This is a genomic window from Microbacterium lacus, from assembly GCF_044794305.1.
Classification (GTDB): Bacteria; Actinomycetota; Actinomycetes; order Actinomycetales; family Microbacteriaceae; genus Microbacterium; species Microbacterium lacus_B.
In genome coordinates this window covers 534,353-551,641 of sequence record NZ_CP084996.1, presented here as the reverse complement: position 1 = coordinate 551,641, position 17,289 = coordinate 534,353, and the positions used below count along the sequence as shown (strand labels likewise).

Annotated in this window: 22 protein-coding genes; 10 read left to right on the top strand and 12 right to left on the bottom strand. The window is 68.5% G+C overall.

The genetic code is table 11. From position 1 onward, the window contains the following. The first annotated feature begins 70 nt into the window (after positions 1–70). The 4 genes from LG299_RS02755 (at position 71) to LG299_RS02740 (ending at position 3,278) form a co-directional block, all read left to right on the top strand. Positions 71–439, top strand: a complete 369-nt coding sequence (locus tag LG299_RS02755) for a YraN family protein (protein WP_404433303.1) — start codon at positions 71–73, stop codon at positions 437–439. Next, positions 436–1,962, top strand: a complete 1,527-nt coding sequence (locus tag LG299_RS02750; RefSeq protein WP_404433301.1) for a YifB family Mg chelatase-like AAA ATPase — start codon at positions 436–438, stop codon at positions 1,960–1,962. The genes LG299_RS02755 and LG299_RS02750 overlap by 4 nt, the downstream gene beginning before the upstream one ends. Continuing rightward, positions 1,959–2,738, top strand: coding sequence for a DNA-processing protein DprA (locus tag LG299_RS02745; protein WP_404433299.1), 780 nt, complete (start codon positions 1,959–1,961; stop codon positions 2,736–2,738). Before LG299_RS02750 ends, LG299_RS02745 begins: the two co-directional genes overlap by 4 nt. Positions 2,739–2,861: 123 nt before the next feature. Beyond that, on the top strand, positions 2,862–3,278 hold the full coding sequence (locus LG299_RS02740; protein ID WP_404433297.1) for a hypothetical protein: 417 nt from the start codon (positions 2,862–2,864) through the stop codon (positions 3,276–3,278). Between the two features lie 92 nt (positions 3,279–3,370). On the opposite strand, the gene LG299_RS02735 is transcribed toward LG299_RS02740, so the two are convergent. From LG299_RS02735 to LG299_RS02685, 11 genes are all read right to left on the bottom strand, one after another. Continuing rightward, the gene (locus LG299_RS02735; RefSeq protein ID WP_404433295.1) at positions 3,371–3,682 is read right to left on the bottom strand and encodes a hypothetical protein; all 312 of its coding nucleotides are present in this window, start codon (positions 3,680–3,682) and stop codon (positions 3,371–3,373) included. Continuing rightward, positions 3,679–4,104 carry a hypothetical protein gene (locus LG299_RS02730; RefSeq protein WP_404433293.1) on the bottom strand — a complete coding sequence of 142 codons (426 nt, stop codon included), beginning with the start codon at positions 4,102–4,104 and terminating at the stop codon, positions 3,679–3,681. The genes LG299_RS02735 and LG299_RS02730 overlap by 4 nt, the downstream gene beginning before the upstream one ends. 45 nt (positions 4,105–4,149) lie before the next feature. Then, positions 4,150–4,347: an HNH endonuclease gene (locus tag LG299_RS02725; RefSeq protein ID WP_404433291.1), complete on the bottom strand. Its 198-nt coding sequence runs from the start codon at positions 4,345–4,347 to the stop codon at positions 4,150–4,152. A 201-nt stretch (positions 4,348–4,548) separates the two neighbouring features. Continuing rightward, positions 4,549–4,794 (bottom strand): hypothetical protein, encoded by a 246-nt coding sequence (locus LG299_RS02720; protein WP_404433289.1) that lies wholly within the window; start codon positions 4,792–4,794, stop codon positions 4,549–4,551. 708 nt (positions 4,795–5,502) lie between these two features. Then, the gene (locus tag LG299_RS02715) at positions 5,503–5,817 is read right to left on the bottom strand and encodes a hypothetical protein (RefSeq protein WP_404433287.1); all 315 of its coding nucleotides are present in this window, start codon (positions 5,815–5,817) and stop codon (positions 5,503–5,505) included. Then, positions 5,810–5,965: a hypothetical protein gene (locus tag LG299_RS02710; protein WP_404433286.1), complete on the bottom strand. Its 156-nt coding sequence runs from the start codon at positions 5,963–5,965 to the stop codon at positions 5,810–5,812. The genes LG299_RS02715 and LG299_RS02710 overlap by 8 nt, the downstream gene beginning before the upstream one ends. Continuing rightward, a complete protein-coding gene (locus tag LG299_RS02705) occupies positions 5,962–6,357 on the bottom strand; it encodes a hypothetical protein (protein WP_404433284.1) in 396 nt (131 codons plus the stop codon). The genes LG299_RS02710 and LG299_RS02705 overlap by 4 nt, the downstream gene beginning before the upstream one ends. Positions 6,358–6,448: 91 nt before the next feature. After that, positions 6,449–7,360, bottom strand: a complete 912-nt coding sequence (locus tag LG299_RS02700) for a hypothetical protein (protein ID WP_404433282.1) — start codon at positions 7,358–7,360, stop codon at positions 6,449–6,451. A gap of 342 nt (positions 7,361–7,702) precedes the next feature. Further along, positions 7,703–7,900, bottom strand: coding sequence for a hypothetical protein (locus tag LG299_RS02695; protein ID WP_404433280.1), 198 nt, complete (start codon positions 7,898–7,900; stop codon positions 7,703–7,705). Positions 7,901–8,007: 107 nt separating this feature from the next. Continuing rightward, complete coding sequence (locus LG299_RS02690) at positions 8,008–9,471, bottom strand: hypothetical protein (RefSeq protein WP_404433278.1); 1,464 nt, start codon at positions 9,469–9,471, stop codon at positions 8,008–8,010. A 571-nt stretch (positions 9,472–10,042) separates the two neighbouring features. Next, positions 10,043–11,614 (bottom strand): recombinase family protein, encoded by a 1,572-nt coding sequence (locus LG299_RS02685; protein ID WP_404433276.1) that lies wholly within the window; start codon positions 11,612–11,614, stop codon positions 10,043–10,045. A gap of 32 nt (positions 11,615–11,646) precedes the next feature. On the opposite strand from LG299_RS02685, the gene LG299_RS02680 reads away from it, so the two are divergent. Together LG299_RS02680 and LG299_RS02675 are read left to right on the top strand one after the other, a co-directional pair. Beyond that, positions 11,647–12,099: a DNA-processing protein DprA gene (locus LG299_RS02680; RefSeq protein ID WP_404433274.1), complete on the top strand. Its 453-nt coding sequence runs from the start codon at positions 11,647–11,649 to the stop codon at positions 12,097–12,099. A 41-nt stretch (positions 12,100–12,140) separates the two neighbouring features. Then, positions 12,141–13,043 (top strand): tyrosine recombinase XerC, encoded by a 903-nt coding sequence (locus LG299_RS02675; protein ID WP_404433272.1) that lies wholly within the window; start codon positions 12,141–12,143, stop codon positions 13,041–13,043. Here LG299_RS02675 and LG299_RS02670 read toward each other — a convergent pair. Beyond that, entirely contained in the window at positions 13,040–13,582 is a 543-nt protein-coding gene (locus LG299_RS02670) for a murein hydrolase activator EnvC family protein (protein WP_404433270.1), read from the bottom strand. The genes LG299_RS02675 and LG299_RS02670 overlap by 4 nt on opposite strands. A gap of 311 nt (positions 13,583–13,893) precedes the next feature. Between LG299_RS02670 and rpsB the strand changes: the two genes are divergently transcribed. The 4 genes from rpsB to frr all read left to right on the top strand — a co-directional run bounded on the left by rpsB (position 13,894) and on the right by frr (position 17,287). After that, positions 13,894–14,931 carry a 30S ribosomal protein S2 gene (gene rpsB / locus LG299_RS02665; RefSeq protein ID WP_404433269.1) on the top strand — a complete coding sequence of 346 codons (1,038 nt, stop codon included), beginning with the start codon at positions 13,894–13,896 and terminating at the stop codon, positions 14,929–14,931. A gap of 93 nt (positions 14,932–15,024) precedes the next feature. Continuing rightward, positions 15,025–15,852 (top strand): translation elongation factor Ts, encoded by an 828-nt coding sequence (tsf, locus tag LG299_RS02660; protein WP_404433267.1) that lies wholly within the window; start codon positions 15,025–15,027, stop codon positions 15,850–15,852. Positions 15,853–15,960: 108 nt separating this feature from the next. Beyond that, positions 15,961–16,680 carry a UMP kinase gene (gene pyrH / locus LG299_RS02655; RefSeq protein WP_404433265.1) on the top strand — a complete coding sequence of 240 codons (720 nt, stop codon included), beginning with the start codon at positions 15,961–15,963 and terminating at the stop codon, positions 16,678–16,680. 52 nt (positions 16,681–16,732) lie between these two features. Beyond that, positions 16,733–17,287: a ribosome recycling factor gene (gene frr, locus LG299_RS02650; RefSeq protein WP_404433263.1), complete on the top strand. Its 555-nt coding sequence runs from the start codon at positions 16,733–16,735 to the stop codon at positions 17,285–17,287. Positions 17,288–17,289 lie beyond the last annotated feature (2 nt).

Genomic DNA, 17,289 nt, shown 5'->3' with positions numbered 1-17,289 from the left:
ATCGGTCGGGTTACCGACAGATGCCGACATCCGGTGACTGTGGCCATACGCGCACCCGCACGCTGGGTGCATGGCAGCCAAAGACGACTTCGGGCGCGCGGGAGAAGACCGCGCTGCCCATCACTTCGAGTCCACCGGATTCACGATCATCGATCGCAACTGGCGCTGTCGCGCCGGAGAGATCGATCTCGTCGCGCTCAGCCGCGACGAGATTGTCGTGGTCGAGGTCAAGGCCCGCACGTCTGAGGCATTTGGGCATCCATTCGAAGCGCTCAGCGCGGCGAAGCGCGCGCGGATGTGGCGTGTCGGCGTCGCCTGGATCGCCGAGCACCGTGACCTCGTGCAGGGACGGCGACTGCGATTCGCAGCTCTGGGACTGATCGGGCCCGATCCTGCGACGGCCCAGTTGGAACTTCTGCCGGATCTCGACGTCCGATGAAGACGACACGTACCTGGTCAGTCGCGCTGGTGGGTGTTGAGGGCGCGATGGTCGAGGTCGAAGCAGACCTGTCCAATCAGGAGCCACAGTTCAAGATCATCGGCCTCGCCGATAAGGCGCTGGGCGAAGCAGTCCAGCGGGTGCACAACGCGTGCGGCAACAGCGGGCTCTCCCTTCCCCGACGTCGACTCACGGTCAACCTGTCGCCCGCCAGCTTGCCGAAGCAGGGGTCGGGTTTTGACCTCGCCATAGCGATCGCGTCGATCGCCACTGAAGGCGGTATGGATGCTGCATCCATCGCCTCCACCGTCCATCTGGGCGAGTTGGGGCTCGATGGACGCCTCCGTCCGATTCCCGGCGTGCTGCCCTCGGTGGTCGCTGCCGCGCGCGCAGGCCACTCACGTGTCGTGGTTCCCTACGCCAACCTCGAGGAAGCATCGCTCGTCGACGGCATCACGGTCATCGGAGCGATCAGCCTTGCCGAGGTCGCTGTGTTGCACGGGTCCACGATCGAACTCCCGCATGTCGAAGCCATCACCGTTCCGGTGGAGGAAGTGGCGCCGGAAGCCCCCATCGACTTGGCAGATGTCGTCGGCCAGCCCGAAGCCGTCGAGGCCTTGATCGTCGCCGCGGCAGGTGGGCATCACCTCATGATGTGCGGACCTCCCGGCGCAGGAAAGACAATGCTCGCCCGTCGACTGCCGGGGATCCTGCCCGATCTGGACGATCGCGCGGCGTTGTCGACCGCATCCATTCGCTCTCTCGCCGGGAGGCCTGTTCGCGCGCTCACCCGCATGCCGCCGTTCGAAGCGCCGCACCACAGCGCGAGTGTCGCAGCCTTGGTGGGGGGCGGGTCGCGAATCGTTCGTCCCGGGGCTATCTCGCGTGCAAGCGACGGTGTGCTCTTCCTCGACGAGGCGGGAGAGTTCGCCGCGAGCGCGTTGGATGCGCTTCGCCAGCCGCTGGAGAGCGCCACGATAGACATCCACCGTGCGGGCGTGTCGGCGATGTTCCCCGCGCGCTTTCAGCTCGTCCTGGCGACCAACCCGTGTCCGTGCGGCAACTACGGCATGCGCGGAGCGAACTGCACCTGCACGCCGATGGCGATTCGACGGTACATGGGCCGCCTGTCGGGGCCCCTGCTCGATCGGATCGACATCGAGCTCACGCTCGCCCGCGTCACGGTGGCCGGGATCTCACGGGCGCCCAGCGCAGTCACCTCTGCGCAAGCGCGCCAGCGAGTTGTCGAGGCACGGGCCCGTTCCGCGCATCGCCTGCGAGACACCCCCTGGGCCGTGAATGTGCACGTCCCGGGGGCGTGGTTGCGCGAAGGACCTGCGGCCCCGGTCCCGGCGGTGCGTCGCCCGCTCGACGCGGCGCTCCACCGCGGCGCGCTCACGTTGCGCGGGTACGACCGCGTGCTTCGGGTGGCCTGGTCGCTCGCCGATCTGGCAGGGCGACCGCAGCTGGGCGTCGACGACATCGGGCGCGCTCTCTATTTGAAGAAGGGACTCATGGCATGAACCATTTCGATCTCACTCCGGCAACGGCGCGGCGCATCCTGAGGGGTCTGGTTCCGGACCACTACCTCGACGATGACGATGCCGCTGTCGAGCGCTTGGCGATCGCCGTGTGGAACCGGCTCACCGAGCCCGGCGACGGCACAGCAGGCCGACTGATTGCGGAGAAGGGCGCAGTCGGCGCGCTCAGAGCGGTGGAAGACGGCTCGTTCGCGAACTACGCTCACGTCCCGAAGCAGGAGCGCACACAGGCCCTCCGACGGTGGACGCCTCGTCTCGAGTCGTCCGCAGTCGACACGGCGCTCCGGCTCGCATCGGCGGCGCGCGTGCGCATGGTCATTCCGGGTGACCCCGAGTGGCCGATCCAACTCGGTGACCTCGACGCCCACGCGCCGCTCTGTCTCTGGGCGCGAGGGGATGTGGGCGCGCTGGCGCGGTTGCATCCCTCGATGGCAATCGTCGGAGCGCGAGCGGCCACGTCCTACGGAGAGCACGTTGCGATGGAACTGGCCGCAGATCTGGCCGGCAGCGGCGTTCCCATCGTTTCTGGCGCTGCCTACGGCATCGACGGAGCGGCCCACCGCGCCGCTCTCGCGGTCGGCGGTCTGACCGTCGCGCTTTTGGCGGGCGGTGTGGAGCGCGCCTATCCTGCAGGGCACACGCATCTCATCGAGCGCATCGCGGCGCAGGGGGTGGTGGTGAGCGAGGTCCCCTGCGGCTCCGAACCAACCAAGTGGAGATTCCTTCAACGCATTCCGCAACATATGTGTCGCGGGTAGAGCGTCAACAACCGCCGCGAAAGTCGACTTGCGCGCGTCTTTCCCGTTGTGCGTTGGAGCGGTGTTGCCTGTTAATCTCACCCGAGGTAGCGCCCAAACGATGGGCGCCGGAAGGTGAACCAAATGTCTGAGTCTCTCGTCCTCGCCGATGCTGTTACCCGCCACGGGTGGCGTCGTGTCGAGACCGCCGCCCGTGTATGGGCCGGAGGGTTGCGCCTCGACGAGTCCGAGTGCCCGCGGCGCGTGCTGGCCTGGCGGCGTGCGCTCGCGGAGGTAGTCGACGTGGCGATCAGTCGGCACGGCGTCGACGGACTGGCCGAGCTCGCTGGGCGGGTCGTGCGCAAGGTCGACGCGCCGCGAGGCGAGGACAACCTCGACGACGCGGTCGCGCGGTGGGCGCACATGGTCGCCGTGCTCGACTCTGCGACCGGCGCGGGGTCATCATTCCCGCTCGCCGTGCTGGGGCCGCGCGATGTCGTGGATATCGTCCGAGTTGCGGACGAGCTCGATGGCGCGGGAAGCGTGCGCGCGGCGGCGTAGACCACGAAACGACGAAAGGCCCCGGCTCCTCATACATCGAGGAGGCCGGGGCCTTGGTCATGCGGTGGGCGGGGCAGGGCTCGGCGCGGAGCTCATAGGGTGCATGCACCGATGAGGGCGAGGTCGAGCGGTGCCTCGGCGGTGTGTGTCGGGAGGAGCTCGACGCGTCGGCGGGGGATGGTCGCGCGGCGACCGAGGAATGTGACGTCGTACTCGGCGGGCACGAGCTCGCGCGTGAATGCGCCGTCGGCGTCGAGCTCGGCCCGGATGCGTTTGGGCACGACTGTCAGCGTGTGTGCACCGCCTGAGAGGTGTAGGACGCGGACGGGGTCGATGAGCACGGCGCCGCTCGCGGGTGTGCCGTCGGGGGCGACGTAGCGGCCCGTGATGGTCGCGCGCGTCATGCGAACCACGCCGACGAGCTCAGCGCCGTGGTGTAGGCGCTGGGGGTGCGGAGCGAGCCGACGCCGTGGCGGCGCGTCGACGCGGCGCGGCGGACCTGGCCGAGCTCGCGGGCGGTCAGGTAGACGCCGGATGACTCGGAGAGTCCGACGGAGTGCTCGCCGCGGGTCTCTTGGTAGATGCCGCGGGGGTTCTCGTACTCGCGGCGGGCGGCCTTGAGGATCACGAGCTCGACGACGTTGGGCGCGGCGGTGAGCCATCGCTCGGCGGTGGTCTCGGCGACCTCGGCGAGGACGAGCGTGGTGGCGTCGCCGATGGCGTTCTCGGCGCGGGCCTTGTCGGTGCCGTCGAGCGAGCCCTCAGGGAGGCCGAGGCGGGTCTCCAGATAGGACACCGGAGGGGGAAGTGCGCGAGGGTGGTGCACGTTGGGGGCTCCTGGGCTAGGGAAAGAGGCGGGGGTGCGAGGGGTTCACGCGAGCAACGCGGGGGCGTAGAGCCGGAGCAACTCGACCGCCCATTCGACCTTGTCCTCGACGCGTTGCCCAGAGGGCTGGGTAGTGCTCCAGAGCTCCAGGTTTTCGAGACGGTTGTCGGCGCGGTCGCCGTTGCGGTGGTGGACGTTCTCAGAGGGCAGAAGAGGGCGGCCCAATTGCTCCGCGATGACCACGCGGTGTTGTAGCTCGTTCCGTCGTTGGTGCCCGTTCCATCGCTGGATATAGCCCCCGCGGATGGGTCGCCACGCGGTGATGCTTGGCCCTCCGCTACTAGTCGAGAAGGTGCCTCGCGCGCTCCGCGGTCGAGTGGAGACCTTGGGAGGAGACGGGTAGCTGGTAGTCATGCGGGGATGCTCCTAGGGCGAGGGATCGTGTTAGTACGGCGGGCGCCCAAAGTTGTGGACGTGCTCGACGTAGCGTTTGGCGTACTCGGGCGCGGGCCAGGTTCCGGCGAGGATGGGGGTGCCCGCGCGCACGCTTTCGAGCGAGGCGACGCCGTAGCCATTCGGGACGGCGACGACCGCGAGCCCGCCGAGGTGTGGGAGCTCGGGGGAGCCGCCCCAGTTGCGTTGGTTGATCCATTGGCGGCTCTCACGGGTGAGCGTGGGGTCGTTTCTCATGCGGTGCGTACTCCTAGTTGCGGGGCGAAAACAGGCTCGATAGGCCCGCGATTTTCTGACGGAAAAACAAACGGACGATACGTATCGAGGGGGGGACGCTATGCCGCACCGGGACGGCGACGGAGGGGGGTAGGGGAGTCCTCCCCCAGGGGGCACCGGCCTCTCGTCGACGAGGACGAGGGCCGGTGCGCTCGGCCCGGGGGACGGTGCCGAGGTGTGGCATGCCGCGCGAGAGGACAGGCTCGCCGCATGCTGTCTCGGCGCGCTCATGGCGGACGCGCCTCGACCTGTCGGAGGTGCCCGTGTGCGTGGTCGACAGTGACCGACACACGGGCGCACGCGCGGCTCACCATGGCCGCGCGAGGGTGCTCGCCGCGCCCGTGGGGGTGGCGGGCCGCGAGCCTCACGATGACCCCAGGGCGTGGCCCTCATCGTGCGCCTCTCGCCCGTCGGTGGTGGGGGCCGGGAGCGGGAGGGGTGTTGATACGTAGGGCCGGGTTTTCGCCGACGCTCGGAGGGGAGGGGGTGCCCGTCGCGCCGGGGTACCACGCCCGGCCACGGGCACACACCGCGCGGTCTCTAAGGTCGCCGTGTGCACTCGCCGCGTCCCCGAAAGAGGAAAGGGACCGCGAGCTCACGAGCGACTATGGCTAGGTCGCTCGTGCTCCTCTCGCCGCGGAGGTCACGGGAGAGGACGTGTGTGGGGGGTCAGGAGCGCGAGGCGCTCAGACTGGCCCGGGTGGGAGTGTGGGCTCGCCGGACGAGCTCGCGCTCGTGGTCGGTGAGGTAGACGCCGCGGGAGGGCGCCACGGTGTGGCGGCGCGCGGCGTGAATGACGATGAGCCGGACGAGCTCGGGCGCCGTTGTGGCCCATGTCTGGGCGGTCCGCTCGGGCACCTCGGCGAGAGCGAGCTCGGTGGCGTCGGCGAGCGCACTCTCGGCGCGGATCGCGGCGTCGTTGCCGTCGTCCTTGACACCGAGCTCGACGAGCTCGGCGAGGGTCGGGGGCAGGGCGCTAGGCATGGGTGAGGGTCGCTCGGAGCGCGTTGAGGCGGGCATCGCGGGCGGCGGGCGTCTCGCCGCGTTGCGGGAGGGCGGTGACGCGGCGGCGGTCGCGGGTCGCGTCGACGGAGACGCGCGTGTCGCGGGAGCGGTTAGGGCGGCGGCTCATGCGCGGCGTCCCTGGCCCTTAGTCGTGCGGTGGGCCGGAGTGGCCTTGAAACCGTAGGACGCGAGCCACGCGCGGACCTCGGCGAGGGTGGCCTCGTTCGGTCGTGCGAGCACGAGAGCTCCCATGTTGGGCGTGAGCGCCGTGAGGGCGGCGGCGGCGAGGAGCTCGACGACGTCGGCGGGGATGCCGAAGCGGGCGACGGCGAGGTCGCGGGTGCCGATCCATCGCCCCTCGAATGCCTCGACGGCGAGCCCCGTACCTATGGTGACGAGCGTGTCGTCGTCGACACTGTCGAGCGAGCGCATGATGTCCTCATCGCGGACGAGCTTGAGAAACGCCGCTCGGCGGGTGCCGGTCGGGTCGGTGAGCGGCATGGAGGTCGTGGGGTGCATGAGTGTGTCCTTTGTCGGAGGTGCGAGCTCGCCCCGGGCCGGTGAGGGCCGAGGGCGAGCTCGCGGGGTGACGCCGTGGGGCGTCGGGGTGCTACGCGCCGGTAGCGATGCGGACAGCGCCGCCGTGTGCCACGAGCTCGACGTTGCCGTCCTCTTGGTCGACGGCCAGCGGCATCGCCTGAACCGCGCAGAACGTGCCCACGAGGGACCGATCCGCGGCGACGTTGCTGTCGTAGTCGTTGATGACGCGAATGGCGAATTGTGCGCCGTTCTCGTCGTCGAATACCGGCGTCACGATGCTCGCGCCGTATGCCGCGCCCGCGGGCACGAGCGGCGCGCGAGCGACGAGCGTGAACGCTTGCGGGATGAACGCGACGATGTCCTCGGCGTCGAGCCGGGTGGACTCGACGACGGTGAAACCGCGTACCTTGCCGTCGGCGTCGAAACCGTGCCCGACGGGAGCATCGAGGAGGTCGGCGTAGACGGACGAACCGACCGCCGCTCGCAGGATCGCATCGCCGGGCACGCCGTTGTCACGGAGCACGCGGCGCGCGGCGGTGAACGCCTTGGCCGGGGCGGCGGCGCTGTAGGTGATCCCTACCGCGGCGGGCGTTGCCGACATGGTCGCGGCGGTGAGTGCCTCGATCTTGGCGGCGATGGCTCGCGTTTGGGGTGCGAGGACTTGGCGCCCGTACTCGGTGATGTTGAGCGAGAGGTCGCCATCGGAGAGCACGGCCAGGTTGTAGACGTGATCCGCGAGGGTGACCTCGATGAATTGCTCGGAGAGCTCGTCGGCGACGAGTGCCGTGGTCTTGTCGTAGACGCCGCGGGTGCGGGTCGGGATGGCCGCGGGCACCGAGACCCGGATTTTGTTACCGGCTCCCGGGTTGAACGCGGCCTCGACGTCGCGGCTGATGAGGGCCGCGAGGTTGAAGTCGCGCCCGGTGAGCTTGGCGGCGATTTGGGCGACTTGCTCGATGTCCAGATTGAAGTTGTTTGCCATGGTGGCGGGCTCCTAGGGAGAGTGAGCGCACAGTGGCGCCCGATGAATGGGTGGAGCCGCGTCTAGCGGTGGTGACGTCTCGCGCCTGGCGAGGTCGTCGGGTTGTGCCGTTTACACGCCCCACGGTGTAGGCGCCCGCCTGGGGCGCTAGGAGTGGGGTGATGTGCGCGTGCGAGGGGTGCGGCCTCCTACCGCGCGAGCGGGGCAGGAGAGCCGCGGGGGCCGTGCCGGAGCGACCGGCGCGGGGTGTGCTCGCTGTCCCTCGTGCCGGAGCGACCGGCGGTGAGGCGGGCGAGCGAGTCCGCGTCGCCGGGTGACGGCGCGGGAGTTAGGGGGCGGGTGCTACGCGGCGAGCGGGCCGGTGAGCGACTCGTGGGCGAGGGCGGTGAGGTCCGCGGCGAGGGCGGCTCGGCGCGCCTCGGTGACGCGGCGGTGCGCGTCGTGGCGGCGCTTTCGACACTTGCCGCTACAGGTCGCGGCGTAGCGGCTCGCGGCGGTGAACGTTTGCCCGCACGATGCGCATGTGAACTCGAATGTCATGGGCGCCTCCTCGGCGGTGTTACGTAACTCTCTCTTCGATATAGATAGACGCCCGGGTGCCCACGATGCCCCGGTGGGGCATCGTGGGCACCCGGGCGGGGCCGCGCTCATGGCGTCGGCATCGCGGTCAGGTTTCGGTCGAGGACGTAGAGACGGCGGCGTCCGCCGTCGCGGGTGGTGCGGCGGACGGTGACGCCGAGAGCTCTGAGCGCCTCGGCGTGTCGTGAGAGCTCGGCAGAGGTCTGGGAGGGTCCGCTCGGCCAGACCGCGCCCGCACGGGTGGGGCGAGCCGGGGCGAGCGCGTCGCGGAGCTCGGTGGCGGTACCCTCCCACCCTCCCGCGGCGAGGTTGGCGACCGCGACGGGGAACGCGTCCTCGGCGGTGAGCTCGTCGGCGGCGACGCTGGCCGCATAGGTGGCCGCGTAGCTCTCGGGCTGGTGCGGGTCGGTGCCGTGGTGGAGGTCGAGGGCGACGAGGTGCTCGTGGTAATCGGCGAGCCTCGACAATTCGACGCCCGTGGAGCTCACGCGGTCGAGGTTGGCGAGCACCCCCGCGACGTCGTCGAGGAGCGCGCCGAGGATGGCGGCGTGCTGGGCGTGGAACTCGTCCCAGAGTGCGCGCTCGGTGCGGCGGGCGGATGCGGGGATGCGGTCGAGGTCGACGGTGACGAGGCGCTCGGTGACGTCGGCGGCGAGACCGCCCGGGGTGGCTTGGGCGGTAATGATGCCCGCACGTCGCAGGGTCAGCACGGACGGCCCCGCGGCGGCTTGGCGGATCGTCGTGGCGCCGGTCACGAGCGACGCGAGCCAGTCGGCGGTGTCGCCCGAGACGCGCGCGACGTTGTCCCAGGCGGGCACGAAGTGGCTTTCGGCGGTCGTCGTGTTGGTGGCCTCGTCGTCGGTCGGTGCGGGGCCGAGTCCGCCCTCGCGGCCCGTGCGCCCGAGCGCCGGGTCGATGACGGATTTGACCATGCGGGCGAGGGTCGATTTGCCCGCGCCTTGTGGGCCGGTGACGGTCAGCAGGGGGCGCGGCATCGAGGCGAACAACGCGCACACGAGCCACGCCCAGACTTGGCGGAATTCCACCGAGCTCGGCGAGAGGCCCAGGAGCTCGGCGAGCATGTCGCGGGACCCCTCGCGCGTGGGTATGGGCAGGGCCTCGGTAGCGCATGTGCTCCCGAACAGGATGGCGACCTCTCGCGGGTCGACACGCTCCCAGCCCGACGCGGTCACATGGATCGCACCGCGCACCTCGTCACGGTCGGCGAGGTCGAGGACGACACCATCGCGGGTCTCGGCGGCTCGGAGAGCGACGCGACGCGCAGGGGCGGCGCTCGCAATGGCCGCGAGGGTCGTGGTGACGGCGGCGAGCTCGTGCATAGGAAGCTCAGAGCCAGCGCTCTCCCACACGAGCCGCGTGACCGTTGCCCCGAGCTCGTTGACGGGTGTGGCACGGTAGGGCGCGCCAGGGTCGAGGGGAATGGTGACGATGGTGCCGTCGGCGCGGGCGAACTCATGCTCGCCGAGGACGGCGTCGACGACATAAGCGGCGAGGGGGTCAGATTCGGTCATGTGAGGAAAGGACGCCTCACATGACCGGGTTGCCCACGAATCGCCGAAGATTTCTCGCGGGCCGGTGCAACACGAGAGGGTGCATCACCCGAGGGGGCCGGGGGAGCCTTAGAGGTTAGTGGTGTGGGAGCACCGCCTCACCGCCTCACATTGCCATTTTGCCCCGGGATTCCGCGGAAGAAGGTGAGGCGCTGGTGCCCTGAGAGCATCGCCTCACGAGCGCCTCATTTGTGCGAGGAGCGCCTCACCCTTGCCGCGACACGCCCGGGATTCGAAAGTGAGGGCGTGACGGGTGCCGCGAGTGCGACCGAGTGACGCGGAAAAGTGCACGCGAGGCGGTGCAACACCCGAGAGGGCGCGGGGAGCACTTAGAGATTAGTGGTGTGAGACCACCGCCTCACCGCCTCACATTGCCCAAACTCCGCGGAAATACGCGGCTAGATCGTGAGGCGGTGGTGAGGCGCTGGGGGTCGAAAAGTGAGGCGCTGGGGGGGTCGAGCACCGCCTCACCTCGCCACACTCCAGGCGTGACGGTGCGACAGGTGCCACCGAGTGCACCTCGTGGCAACGGCTACGAGCTCGCTCGACTCGCGCGAGCTCGGGCCGCCGCGACGGTGGCGGGATGCGAGTCGCCGTCGCCCACGTCGAGGCTGTCGACGATGTAGTCGGCGGGGTTGGGGTTGAGCTCGGTGGCGATCTTGTGCCACACGCGTAGACGGTCGCCGCCCTGGGCAACGCGCCTACCCTCGGCGTCGTGCTTGTAGAACGGGACAACCTCGACCTCTAGGAAGGCGCGCACGGCGTCGCGCTGGCGGTCGAGGTCGAGGGCCTCGAAGCGCTCTAGCACGCGGTCACGCGCCGCCCAGACGTCGGCCATGGGGACGCCGCCCTCCTCGTCGGGCATGAGCTCCCGCGCGACGGCGCTAAGCGGTGCCAGGGCGCCCGCCGACGCCTTGACGCGGTCGAGCTCGGTCTCAATAGCGAGGCGCTCGTCGCGGAGCTCAACTAGACGAGCGCGCGCCGCACCCGTCGACAGGAGGCCCTCATCGCGGTCGGCGGCGGTGTGCGTTGCGGCGGTCTCGTTGCGTTGGAGGCGCTCGACGAGGGCGGCGATGGAGCGCCGCTCGTCGGCGGGCATGAGCTTGTGGCCTGAGGTCACGAAGGCGAGGGCGACCTCGGCGCGGATGCGCGGTTCGATCTTGTCCGCGGCGATCTGTGCGTGCCCGCTCTTGGCGCCCGCGCTACACACATAGCCACGCATGTAGACCATGCGCGCGCCGCACGTTGCGCACGTAGCGATGAGGCTGGCGAGGTGCTTGGGGGCCTGTCCTGTCGTCGTGACGCGCGACGGGTCGGCGAGAATCGCGCGGACCTCCTCGGCAAGCTCGGCGTCAACTATCGGGATGATGTGGGCCGACGGGATGACGGCGCCGAGGTGGCGCATGGCGCCCGCATAATGCGGGTTGTTCGCAATCTCCCGGATACGTAGCGGGCGCCATGCCTTGGCCGTGCCGGGGTCGACACCCTCATCAGTGAGCGCGATGGCGATGGACCGAACCGAACCGCCCCCGGCGATGTGCTCGAAGATGCGCCGGACGACGGCGGCCTCAGGCTCCCGGGGGGTGCGCCCGTCGAGCTCGTAGCCGTAGCGACGTCGTCCGGGGTTGGGCTCGCCACGGCTGGCACGGTCGAGGTTGGCCGAGCGTTGGCGGCTCGCCTTGCGTCGTGACTCCATGCGGCCCATGGCGGCGCGCATGGTCGAGAAGAATTCACCCGCCTCGGTCGCCGGGTCAGTGAACCCGTCGCGGATCGTGTCCCACACGATGCCCGCCTCGATGGCGACGGTGTGAAGCTCGATTTTCTCGGGGACGTTGCGGGCGATGCGCTCCTCCTCGGTGGCGACGATGACGGAGAACTCGCCAGCGGCGGCGGCTCCCGCGAGCTCGACGAATCCGGGGCGCGCCTTGCCACCGAGGGCCGAAATACCGTCGTCGATGAAGATGTGCCGGTCGTCGACGACGTAGCCGCGGGCGGCGGCGAAGCGCTTACAGTCCGCGACTTGGTCGGCGACCTTATCCTTATGAGCGACTTTCTCGGAGATTCGGGCGTAGATGGCGGCGCGCTTGGGCTGAATCGTGGTCACACATACATCGTAGATTCTGCCAACGCAACCGCGTGATCGCGGCACTCGCCGACGCGACGATCGTGGTCGAGGCGGGCTGGCGCAGCGGCTCACTGAACACCGCGGGCCACGCCGCAGCACTCGCTCGCCCGTTGGGCGCCGTGCCCGGTCCGATCACCAGCGCAACGTCCGCGGGCAGTCACCGCCTGATCCGGGAGTACACCGCGGTGTGCATCACGAGCGGAGATGATGCGCGAGAGCTGATCGGGCGCGGTCGCGGGGTCTCCACAACGCCGTCGGCCGAGGGTGACGCGCGCCCGGACACGGATGACAGTTCCCGAGTTCGCGATGCGTTGAGCGGACGTGTCTGGCGCACTTCGACCGATCTCGCGCAGCGCAGCGGCATGGCGCGAGATGAAGTCGAGAGCGCCCTCGGACTGCTGCTCTTGGACGGACATGTCGCACGCGGCACGCAGGGATGGCGCCGGGCGACCCGGGGCCGGTGAGGCTCCGGCCCCGGAGGCGGTCTGTGCCGCATGCTGGAGCCATGGAGTTCGCGGAGGCGGTGGAGAGATGCGCGCAGCACCTGACGCAGGTGCGGCGGCTCGCACCGGCGACGGTGCGGGCCTACCGCGCGGATCTTCGCGATCTGCACTCCGCCACGGCCGTTGCGAACGTCGAGGACGTCGATCTCGAACTGCTACGCGAGTGGCTTTGGAGCGCCACCAAGCGCGGTGACGCTCGGTCTACGGTCGCGCGGCGCACGGCGTCCGCACGCGGCTTTTTTGCCTGGGCGCTGGACGCTCATGTCGTCGACTTCGATCCGAGCCTGCGGCTGGTCGCTCCGAAGAGGGGGAGGACCCTCCCCAAGGTCGCGACGACAGATGCGCTCACCGAGATGTTCTCGGGTTTGTTGAGCCTCGCTGCGGAGGGCGATCCCATCGCCCTCCGCGATCTCGCGATGATAGAGCTGCTCTATGGGGCAGGCATGCGCGTGTCAGAACTCTGCGGCATTGATATCGACGACCTCGACACCGACCGGCGTACCGTCCGTGTGGTTGGCAAGGGATCCAAAGAACGTGTCGTCCCGTTCGGCGAGCCGGCACGAGACGCGGTGAGCGCCTACATAGTCCGCGCGCGACCGACGCTCCACGCTCGCGCCGAAATCCGCACGCATAGGGCGCTGTTTCTTGGTGCGCGCGGCTCGCGCGTGGGCACCCGTGCGGTGTACGACGTCGTCGCGCGCACGCTCGGGCCAGTCGTCGGAGGAGCTGTGGGTCCGCACGCGCTCCGGCACTCTGCCGCCACACATCTGCTGGACGGCGGAGCGGACCTCCGCACCGTTCAAGAGATCCTCGGGCACGCGAGTCTGGGTACAACCCAGATCTACACACACGTGTCGAGCGAGCGCCTCGCCTCCACCTACCGGTTGGCGCACCCTCGCGCCTAGTCGCAGCACGGCAGCAGGATCGCCCGCGGAACACCACCTAGGAGCAGCAGGGGGTTGATGTACTCGCCGTGCAGGCGCACGCCGAAGTGCACGGAACCAGCGGAGGAGTGACCGCCCGCTGCGAGAACACCGACCGCGTCCCCGTGAGCGACAGCATCGCCAGGATTCAAGGCTGAGTCGATGGGCTCGAGGGTCGTGACCAGGCCATCGCCGTGGTCGATGGTCAGGATGCCGCGATCCGCGACGTCCCCTGAGAATGCCACCGTGCCCGCAGCCGGAGCACGAAGGTCGCTCGTTCCCGTGAGCCGCAAGTCGATGCCGCGATGCCCTGGTCCGTACTCGTGCGCGGGTGCCACGTAACTGGACTCCACCCTGAACTGCGTCGCCGGCCAGATCCAGCCGCGATCCGCCAGACCGACCGGTGCGGCACCGTGCGGGGACGCTTCTGCGGTGGCCAAAGGGGGGAATGCCCAGGCAATGGTCAGCGCGAGCACCGTAGTGAGCATCAACACACGAAGCGAAGCGTCCCTCGATCTCATACACCGATCATCGAAGACCCGCGCGACGCGGGAAGCCCAATGAACTGAATCGGGGGAGAGGCCCTGGGACGGGTGCCTTGGGGAGGAGGCATGGCTGGTATGCTGAGAGGGCACCTCGCACGTCGGGGTGACTCCGCGTGCTCAGAGCGCGGCGGCGCTTCTCGAAGCAGCCGCTGCGCGGCACTCACTCCCCACGGTCTGCAGGAAACTGCGGCGGGAGTGTGGCCGAGCACCAGGCACGACGATCCACCGGATCGACGCGAGAAAACCAAATGAGGCGCGCACACGCGCGCCGGAACAGGAGAACGGCCATGGCCGTCGTCACCATTCGACAGCTGCTCGACAGCGGCGTCCACTTCGGACACCAGACCCGCCGGTGGAATCCGAAAGTCAAGCGCTTCATTCTTACCGAGCGCAGCGGCATCCACATCATCGACCTTCAGCAGTCGCTGACGTACATCGACAAGGCGTACGAATTCGTCAAGGAAACTGTCGCGCGCGGCGGCACCGTGCTCTTCGTCGGCACCAAGAAGCAGGCACAAGAGATCATTGCCGAGCAGGCAACCCGTGTCGGCCAGCCCTACGTCAACCAGCGTTGGCTCGGTGGCCTTCTCACCAATTTCCAGACCATCTCGAAGCGTCTGGCTCGTATGAAAGAGCTTGAAGAGCTCGACTACGACACTCCCGCCAACAGCGGCTTCACCAAGAAGGAGCTCCTGCTGAAGAAGCGCGAGCTCGACAAGTTGCACAAGTCGCTCGGCGGTATCCGCAACATGACCAAGACGCCTTCGGCGATCTGGGTCGTCGACGCCAAGCGCGAGCACCTTGCGGTCAACGAGGCCACCAAGCTCGGCATCCCCGTGATCGGTATCCTCGACACGAATGCTGACCCCGACGAGTTCCAGTTCCCGATTCCGGGCAACGACGACGCGATCCGCTCGGTGGGCCTGCTCACTCGCATCATCGCCGACGCTGCCGCTGAGGGCCTCATCCAGCGCCACCAGCCGACCGACGAGTCGGCCGACGCTGAGCCCCTCGCTGACTGGGAGCGCGAGCTTCTCGAGCAGCGCGCCGGCGACGAGGCCGTTGAGGCCATCGCCGCGGAAGAGGTTGCTGAAGAGCTCGTGGCCGAGGCCGTTATCGTCGAGGCTGTCGCCGAAGAGTTGGCGCTCGAGGCCGTCGAGGCCGAGGTCGCTGGCGATGACGAGGCCGCTCAGGAGCTCGCCGCCGAGGCCGTCGCCGTCGAAGCTGTCGCCGAAGAGCTCGCAGTTGAGGCTGTCATCGCCGAGGCCGTCGCGGAAGAGCTCGCCGCCGAGGCCGTCGCCGACATCGAGGCCGCCCAGAAGTAGCAGACCCGCCGCAAGGCACGCTTCGGCGGGGTCGTCCTTTGCGACCCCGCCGAAGCATCCACAGAATTCATCACGATCAAGGAGCCACTACCCATGGCAAACTTCACCATCGCTGACATCAAGGCGCTGCGCGACCAGCTCGGCACCGGCATGGTCGACACCAAGAAGGCGCTCGAAGAGGCCGACGGCGACGTCGAAAAAGCCGTTGAGATCCTGCGCCTGAAGGGCGCAAAGGGCAACGCGAAGCGCGCCGATCGCTCCACCAGCGAGGGCCTTGTCGCCGCTCGCGAGGCGGACGGCAAGGTGACGCTGATCGAGCTCGCGTGCGAGACCGACTTCGTTGCCAAGAACGACCGCTTCATCGCCCTCGCCGACAAGGTGGCCGATGCGGCCGCTGCGGTTTCGGCTGATTCGGCTGAGGCCGCCCTCGCCGCGCCCGCCGGTGACCAGACCGTCGATCAGCTCATCGCTGACGAGGCTGCGATCATCGGTGAGAAAGTCGAGCTGCGCCGCGTGCGCACCCTGACCGGTGACCACTTCGAGGTCTATCTCCACAAGACCAGCAAGGACCTGCCCCCGCAGGTCGGCGTGGTGCTGGCGTACTCGGGTGATGACGCAGAGACTGCCCGCAGCCTCGCGCAGCACATCTCGTTCGCCAACCCGTCCTACCTCGCGCGCGAAGAAGTTCCTGCTGCTGAGGTCGAGAAGGAGCGCGAGATCGTCACCGAGATCTCGCGCAACGAAGGCAAGCCTGAGGCTGCTCTTCCCAAGATCGTGGAGGGCCGCGTCAACGCGTTCTTCAAGCAGGTCGCCCTGCTCGATCAGGACTACGCCAAGGACAATAAGCTCTCGGTCGCCCAGGTGGCCAAGGATGCCGGTCTGACCCTCACGGGCTTCGCCCGCTTCAAGGTCGGAGCGTAAGACGCCGCGAATGGCCCGTACCGAGTTTCGGTACGGGCCATTCCCATGTCTGCACCTGCGCGGTGCGGCTGGTTCGAATAGTTTGTATACGCGACGAGAGGAATACACGTGACTGATGGGGCTAACGGACGCAGGCGCGTCCTGCTGAAATTGTCGGGCGAAGCCTTCGGCGGGGGGCAGCTGGGCGTCAACCCGGATGTCGTCAGCCAAATGGCACGCGAGATCGCCGCGGCTGTGGATCGCGTCGAAATTGCTGTCGTCGTCGGCGGTGGCAACTTCTTCCGAGGAGCCGAGCTGAGCCTGCGCGGCATGGATCGAGGTCGCGCGGATTACATGGGCATGCTCGGCACCGTGATGAACGCCCTCGCGCTTCAGGACTTTCTCGAGCAGGCTGGTGCCGCCACGCGCGTTCAGTCCGCCATCTCGATGACACAGGTTGCAGAACCGTATATTCCCCGGCGCGCCGAACGCCACATGGAGAAGGGTCGCGTTGTCATTTTCGGCGCGGGCGCGGGCTTGCCCTACTTCTCCACCGACACCGTCGCGGCTCAGCGCGCGCTCGAGATCGGCGCTCAAGAGGTGCTCGTTGCCAAGAACGGTGTCGACGGCGTCTACACGGCTGATCCGAAGAAGGATGCCTCGGCCACCAAGATCGACCGGATCACGTACATCGACGCCCTCCAGCGTGGGCTGAAGGTCGTGGATTCGACCGCGTTCAGCCTCTGCATGGACAACAAGATGGACATGCGCGTGTTCGGGATGGAGCCGGCCGGCAACGTGACGCGAGCACTGCTGGGCGAGTCCATGGGCACGCTGGTAACCGCGTGAGCTTACTGCCGCCGACTAGAGTGAGTACCCTGCACCAACGATTGGAGACACTGTGATCGCCGACGTCTTGGCCGATGCCCAGACCCGCATGGATCGGGCCGTAGAGGCCGCGAAGGATGACTTCGCGACGGTGCGCACGGGCCGGGCCAACCCGCAGATGTTCCAGAAGATTCTGGTCGACTACTACGGAACGCCGACCCCGCTCGCGCAGTTGGCCTCGCTCAACAACCCCGAGGCGCGCACGATCATCGTGACGCCCTACGACAAGTCGGCGCTGAAAGCGATCGAGCAGGCGATCCGCGACACCCCCAACCTCGGCGCGAACCCTACCAACGATGGCAACCTCGTGCGCGTGACGCTGCCTGAACTCACCGAAGAGCGTCGCCGCGAGTATGTCAAGCTCGTGAAGGGCAAGGGCGAGGACGCACGCGTGCACGTGCGCGGCATCCGTCGCAAGGCCAAGGACGATCTCGACAGCCTCAAGAGCGACATCGGCGAGGACGAGCTCACTCGCGCCGAGAAGGAACTCGATGCACTGACGCGCTCGCACGTCGACCTGATCGACGACGCGCTCAAGCGCAAAGAGGCAGAACTCCTCGAGGTCTGAGG

What these genes read in the sequence shown, in the direction of transcription:
- LG299_RS02675 (WP_404433272.1), top strand. Translation starts at nt 12,141, where the DNA reads ATGGAGTTCGCGGAGGCGGTGGAGAGATGCGCGCAGCACCTGACGCAG.
- LG299_RS02690 (WP_404433278.1), bottom strand. Translation starts at nt 9,471, where the DNA reads ATGACCGAATCTGACCCCCTCGCCGCTTATGTCGTCGACGCCGTCCTC.
- rpsB (WP_404433269.1), top strand. Translation starts at nt 13,894, where the DNA reads ATGGCCGTCGTCACCATTCGACAGCTGCTCGACAGCGGCGTCCACTTC.
- LG299_RS02700 (WP_404433282.1), bottom strand. Translation starts at nt 7,360, where the DNA reads ATGGCAAACAACTTCAATCTGGACATCGAGCAAGTCGCCCAAATCGCC.
- LG299_RS02695 (WP_404433280.1), bottom strand. Translation starts at nt 7,900, where the DNA reads ATGACATTCGAGTTCACATGCGCATCGTGCGGGCAAACGTTCACCGCC.
- LG299_RS02755 (WP_404433303.1), top strand. Translation starts at nt 71, where the DNA reads ATGGCAGCCAAAGACGACTTCGGGCGCGCGGGAGAAGACCGCGCTGCC.
- LG299_RS02735 (WP_404433295.1), bottom strand. Translation starts at nt 3,682, where the DNA reads ATGACGCGCGCGACCATCACGGGCCGCTACGTCGCCCCCGACGGCACA.
- tsf (WP_404433267.1), top strand. Translation starts at nt 15,025, where the DNA reads ATGGCAAACTTCACCATCGCTGACATCAAGGCGCTGCGCGACCAGCTC.
- LG299_RS02705 (WP_404433284.1), bottom strand. Translation starts at nt 6,357, where the DNA reads ATGCACCCCACGACCTCCATGCCGCTCACCGACCCGACCGGCACCCGC.
- LG299_RS02715 (WP_404433287.1), bottom strand. Translation starts at nt 5,817, where the DNA reads ATGCCTAGCGCCCTGCCCCCGACCCTCGCCGAGCTCGTCGAGCTCGGT.
- LG299_RS02720 (WP_404433289.1), bottom strand. Translation starts at nt 4,794, where the DNA reads ATGAGAAACGACCCCACGCTCACCCGTGAGAGCCGCCAATGGATCAAC.
- LG299_RS02745 (WP_404433299.1), top strand. Translation starts at nt 1,959, where the DNA reads ATGAACCATTTCGATCTCACTCCGGCAACGGCGCGGCGCATCCTGAGG.
- LG299_RS02750 (WP_404433301.1), top strand. Translation starts at nt 436, where the DNA reads ATGAAGACGACACGTACCTGGTCAGTCGCGCTGGTGGGTGTTGAGGGC.
- LG299_RS02710 (WP_404433286.1), bottom strand. Translation starts at nt 5,965, where the DNA reads ATGAGCCGCCGCCCTAACCGCTCCCGCGACACGCGCGTCTCCGTCGAC.
- LG299_RS02740 (WP_404433297.1), top strand. Translation starts at nt 2,862, where the DNA reads ATGTCTGAGTCTCTCGTCCTCGCCGATGCTGTTACCCGCCACGGGTGG.
- LG299_RS02670 (WP_404433270.1), bottom strand. Translation starts at nt 13,582, where the DNA reads ATGAGATCGAGGGACGCTTCGCTTCGTGTGTTGATGCTCACTACGGTG.